The organism is Kitasatospora sp. NPDC043949 (assembly GCF_056435365.1).
Window position 1 is genome coordinate 1 of record NZ_JBWKEQ010000108.1, and the last position, 5,314, is coordinate 5,314.

Consider the following 5,314-nt stretch of genomic DNA (forward strand, 5'->3'; position numbering starts at 1 on the left):
CAGGGGGTTGATCTCGGAGACGGCGCCGACGAGCGTGGTCTTGCCGACGCCGAAGCCGCCCGCGACGACGATCTTCGCGGAGGTGGTGGCGCGGGTGGGGGCGGCCGCGTTAGAGCTTGCGAAGTCCACTGAGGACCCTTTCGAGCAGCGTGACGTCGGGCTGGTTTCCGGATTCGCCGCCGGAAGCGGGCTGGTGGATGGCGACGAGGCCGGCCTCGGCCAGGTCGGCCACGAGGATGCGGGCCACTCCCAGGGGAAGGGAGAGCAGCGCCGACACCTCCGCGACGGATTTGACCTCCCTGCACAGGGTGCAGATCCGCTGGTGCTCGGGGAGCAGGGTGGCCAGGCGCTGCGGGTCGACGTCGGCGGAGACGAGGGCCTCCAACGCGAGCTCGTAGCGCGGCCGGGTGCGTCCACCGGTCATCGCGAACGGCCGGATCAGCGGGCCGGAGTCGGGCTCGTCCTCGAACTCCTCGACGTGCCCGGGCTCGTGGGCCGGCCGGTAGTCGGGGGCGGGCGCCGGGTAGCCGGGCGGCGGCGTGTCGAAGGCGGGCTGCGGCTGTCGGTACCGGCCGGACCGGCCCTGCTGGTCGTACTGCTCCTGCTGCGGCTGCCCGTACGGGTGCTGGGGCTGCCCGTACTGGTGCTGGCCGTACTGCTGTCCGTGCTGCTGGCCGTGCTGAGGCTGGCCGTACTGCTGACCGTGGCCGACGCCGGGTGCTCCGAAGGCGTCATGGCCTGTGCCAGGGTACGGAACGCCGTACTGGCCGCTGCGGTCGTCGGGCGGTGTCACGGTTCCTCTCCTCACAAGGTGCGGCGGTGCGGTGCGAGCTTCGGCGCAGGTCCGGAGCCGGTGGTGCGAAGGCCGTACAACGTCCGAACCCGAGCCCGCCGAAGCGGGCCCGGGAAGGACGCGGAGGTACTTCGAATACCTGGACGGTATCCGACGGACCGTCAGTGCAGGAGACTGCCCTGGAGTTCCGCGCGGAGTGCGGGGGTGAGGACGGCGCCGGCGCGGTCGACGAGGAGGGCCATCTCGTAGCCGACGAGGCCGATGTCGGAGTCGGGGGAGGCGAGTACGGCGAGGGCGGAGCCGTCGCTGACGGCCATGAGGAAGAGGAAGCCTCGTTCCATCTCGACGACGGTCTGGTTGACCTCGCCTCCTTCGAAGATCCGGCTGGCGCCGGAGGTGAGGGAGGTGAGGCCGGAGGCGACGGCTGCGAGCTGGTCGGCGCGGTCGCGGGGGAAGCCCTCGGACATGCACAGCAGGAGGCCGTCGGCGGAGACCACCACGGTGTGGGACACCCCGGGGGTGTTGTCCACGAAATTGGTGATCAGCCAGTTCAGGTTCTGTGCGGCCTGGCTCATCTGAGTCAACTCAACGCTCCTGGTGGTTCGAGCCGCCGAAGAGATCGGTGCTTCGGTTCTGTCCGTTGCCGGACGGGTCTACCTGATCGGGGTCGATCCGGAAGCTTCCGGTGTTACCGGCACTGCGGCCCTGCTCCACGCCGCGGCGCAGGTTGGTGAGCCGGCCGCGGACCTCCTCGGGGCTGCGGGAGACCTGCGGCCCTTCCTGCGGAGTGGGCTTGGCGTTCCCGGCCACCAGGTTCTGCTTGGGCACGCGCCGCGGCAGGCCTGCCCCGGTGGTGCCGCCGGAGGCGGGCTCACGGGTCTGCTCGGCCTGCTGCCAGGCGCCGTCGTTGGGCGACTGCCAGGGCGAGTTGGTCGGGCCGGTCGGGCCGTAGCCGCCCAGCGCCGACACGTCGTGGCCGCGCGGCTCGTCGACCGCCGAGGTGTCCTTGGCGCCGGCGAACCAGTTCGGGGCCTCGCCGCCGGAGCCGCCGTCCGCCGGAGCGGTCGGGGCGCCGAAGCCGCCACCCGCCAGCTGCTGGCCGGGGCGGCGCTGCGGCAGCCCGGACGGCAGGGTGGCGGTGGGTTCGGCGGCGGGCAGCGCGGGCGGCTCCGGGGCGTACGGGTGGCCGGCCGGGGCCTCCTCGGCCTGCTGGCCGTACTGGTCGGCGTAGCCGTCCTGGTAGCCCTGGTAACCGTCGCCCTGGTAGTCCTGGCGGCCGTACTGGTCGTCGGCGTAGCCGGACTGCTGCTCGTAGCCCTGCTGCGGGTACTGGCCGTACTGGTCCTGGCCGTACTCGTCCTGCTGGTAGCCGTCCTGCTGGTAGCCGTACTGGTCGTCGGCGTAGCCGGACTGCTGCTCGTAGCCCTGGGGGGCGTACTGGTCGTAGCCCTGCTGGTAGTCCTCCTCGACCTCGGCGTCCAGCACCGGCGGCTCGCCGTCGTGCGGGCCGCTCTCCAGGGCCGCGCGGCGGACCTGGTCGAGGCGCTGCGAGCGCTGGACGGACTCCAGGGCCGGGCTGAAGCCGCTGGATCCGGCGTTGCCGGCGCCGGTGAGGTGGTCGTCGAAGCCCAGCTCGGCGGCGCTGCGCGGCTGGCCGTTGGGCGCCCACTGGGAGGTCGGCTCCTGCTCGGCGAAGATCCGGGAGACGGTGAACTGCTCCTCGGGCTCCGGCGCGGCGCCCGACCGGGTGATGAACGGCGGGATCATGACCAGCGAGGTGGTGCCGGCGGACTCGCCGGAGGGGCGGAGCTGGACGCGGACGTCGTGCCGCTGGGACAGCCGGCCGACCACGAACAGGCCCATGCGGCGGGAGATGGTGGCGTCGACGGTGGGCGGCTCGGCCAGCTTCTCGTTGATCTCGGCGAAGTCGTCGGCGGTGAGGCCGATGCCCTTGTCGTGGATCTCGACCAGCACCCGGCCGTCCGGCAGGCGGGTCGCGTTGACCAGGACCCGGGTCTGCGGGCTGGAGAACGAGGTGGCGTTCTCCAGCAGTTCGGCGAGCAGGTGGACGAGGTCGGTCACGGCGGCGCCGACGACCTCGACCTCCGGGATGCCGGACAGCTCGACGCGCTCGTACTGCTCCACCTCGGAGGAGGCGGCGCGGAGCACGTCGACCAGCGGGACCGGGGTGTTCCAGCGGCGGCCGGCCTCCTCGCCCGCGAGGACGAGCAGGTTCTCACCGTTGCGGCGCATACGGGTGGCGAGGTGGTCCAGCTTGAAGAGGTTCTCCAGCTGGTCCGGGTCGGCCTCGTTGTTCTCCAGGTCGGTGATCAGCGCCAGCTGGCGCTGGATCAGGCCCTGGCTGCGGCGCGACAGGTTGGTGAAGATCGCGTTGACGTTCCCTCGCAGCAGGGCCTGCTCGGCGGCGAGCGCCACGGCCTGCTGGTGGACCTGGTCGAACGCCCGGGCGACCTCGCCGATCTCGTCCTTGCCGTGCAGCGGGATCGGGGTGACGGAGGTGTCGACCCGGTCGGGGTCGGTCTTGGAGAGCTTCTCGACCAGGTCCGGCAGGCGGTGGTCGGCGATCTCCAGGGCGGCGCTGCGCAGGGTGCGCATGCCGAGGATCATCGAGCGGGCGACGTAGCCGGTGAGCAGACCGGCCAGGATGAGCGCCGCGACGACGATGATCGTGTTGAGGATGGCGTCGTAGAGCGCGTTGTCCTTGAGGCCGCGGGAGTCCGTGAGGACGTCGTCCAGCAGCTGGACCTCGGTGTCGCGCAGGGCCTGGATGTGGGTGTTGGCGGCCTGGTTCCAGTTCTCCGGGGTGAGACCGGAGTCCTTGGCCTCCTTGTAGGCCTGGTCGGCGGCGGCCTTGCCCTTGCTCTGGCCCTCGGCGGCGGCCTGGCTGTAGGCGGCGCCGAGGGAGAGCAGGGTCTGCATGGAGGGCGCGGTGCCGTTCGGCATCTTGTAGGCCGAGCGCTCCTGCGCGGCGGCCTGGGTGACCTGCGCGTTGGCGTACTTGCGGGCGTCCTCGGGGGCGCTGCCGGTGTTGAACTCGGTCAGCGAGACCTGCTCCAGCCGCTCCGCCACCAGGATCTGCTGGATCACGTCGGCGTTCTCGAACCGGGTGGTGGCGTTCTGGGAGATGCCGACCAGCAGGTGCAGCATGAGCGCGCGCTGGGTCGAGGCGGAGGCCTTGGCGAGGGACATCGCGTAGATCGCGCGGCCCTTGCTGGCGGCGTTGCTGGAGCCGAGGCCGACCGAGTTGTCGTAGGACAGCAGCGGGGCGAACATCACCGAGTAGGCGTTGACGGTGGCGCCGGCGAACAGCTCGGATCCGTACGCGGTGGCCCGCAGGTGCGGCAGGTCGACCACCAGGGCCTGGAAGCCCTCGTGGCGGCGCGGCAGTTCGCCGGACTTGTCGGAGGCCGCGTAGGCCGCCTCGTACGCCTTCAGCGCGGCGTCCGTGTTGGCGCGGATCTTGGCGACCTTGCCGTCCGGGTCCTGCTTGGTGAGCAGGGGTATCAGCGTGGTGTCGCGCTCGATCTCCAGCGCTTCGGCGAGCTCGGTGGCCGCCTTGGCGAGTTCGGCGGTCTTCTCGGCGCGGGAGGCCTTGATGTAGCCGTCGACCGAGGTGTTCACGCGGAGGCCGCCGAAGACGAGGCTGATGATCACGGGGATCAGCAGGATCGCGATCAGACGGGTCGGCACGCGCCAGTTGCGCGGGCGGAGGAAGTCGTACCGCTTGGAGGCGTCGCCGTCCGGACCGCCGCTGCGGGGTTCCGTGGACGCGGCCGGGGGCTGCGGGGCCGGGGAGGCCTGGGAGCGCTCCTCGGTGGGGGTGAAAGCGGAGAATCCGGCCGGGTCCGCTGCGGTACCGTTCGGCTCGCTCCGGCGGGGCTCGGAGCGCCGCTGCGGGGCGGGTTGCTGCTTACGCCTCACTCGACAACTACCTCTCGGCCGACTGTCGGCCATGGATCAATCCAGCGCTACCCCCGGGCCCTGGCCCGTCACCGGTGGGCCGGCGCGAGGGTTTCAGGGGTAGCTGGAATTTCAGCACGTGCAGGGATGGGGGACAAACAGCCGCAGGATGGCCCCCGCGTCGGCGCAATAGGGACATTCACCGACATGACGGAGCAAAACCGTGGTCTTCTGGCGCTGAGTGACGCTAGTTCACCACGCAGAGTCACTGTTGATCACAAAATGCCTACCGAACTGTTATCCGCTGCTTATACAGCGGGTCTTGCGCGATGCCCCTGGAGGACATCGGCCGGTAGCGGCTCCGCCCCGGGGCCCGTCACGCCGACGGCCCCCGGGGTCCGGATGTCCGGCCCGTCATCGGAGTCGGGCGAGGAGGGCGTGCTCGACGAGGGTGATGAGGGCGCTCTTGGCACTGTCGCGGCGGCGGGCGTCGAGCGTGACGACCGGGGTCTCGGCGCTGAGCTGGAGCGCTTCGCGGACCTCGTCGGCGGTGTGGGGCTGGTGTCCGTCGAAGCCGTTGAGGGCGACGACGAAGGGGAG

The 5,314-nt window shown here is 71.3% G+C and carries 3 protein-coding genes and 2 pseudogenes; all 5 read right to left on the reverse strand.

Annotated features, from left to right (window positions below):
• Positions 1–129: pseudogene (locus tag AC07AL_RS38395) on the reverse strand (ATP-binding protein); the annotation flags it as partial.
• Positions 110–793, reverse strand: coding sequence for a DUF742 domain-containing protein (locus AC07AL_RS38400; protein ID WP_363589768.1), 684 nt, complete (start codon positions 791–793; stop codon positions 110–112). The gene AC07AL_RS38400 and the pseudogene AC07AL_RS38395, both read right to left, overlap by 20 nt.
• A 161-nt stretch (positions 794–954) precedes the next feature.
• A complete protein-coding gene (locus AC07AL_RS38405) occupies positions 955–1,368 on the reverse strand; it encodes a roadblock/LC7 domain-containing protein (protein WP_030057391.1) in 414 nt (137 codons plus the stop codon).
• A gap of 10 nt (positions 1,369–1,378) precedes the next feature.
• Positions 1,379–4,735, reverse strand: a complete 3,357-nt coding sequence (locus tag AC07AL_RS38410; protein WP_363589695.1) for a nitrate- and nitrite sensing domain-containing protein — start codon at positions 4,733–4,735, stop codon at positions 1,379–1,381.
• Between the two features lie 393 nt (positions 4,736–5,128).
• A pseudogene (locus tag AC07AL_RS38415) lies at positions 5,129–5,314 on the reverse strand (ATP-binding protein); the annotation flags it as partial.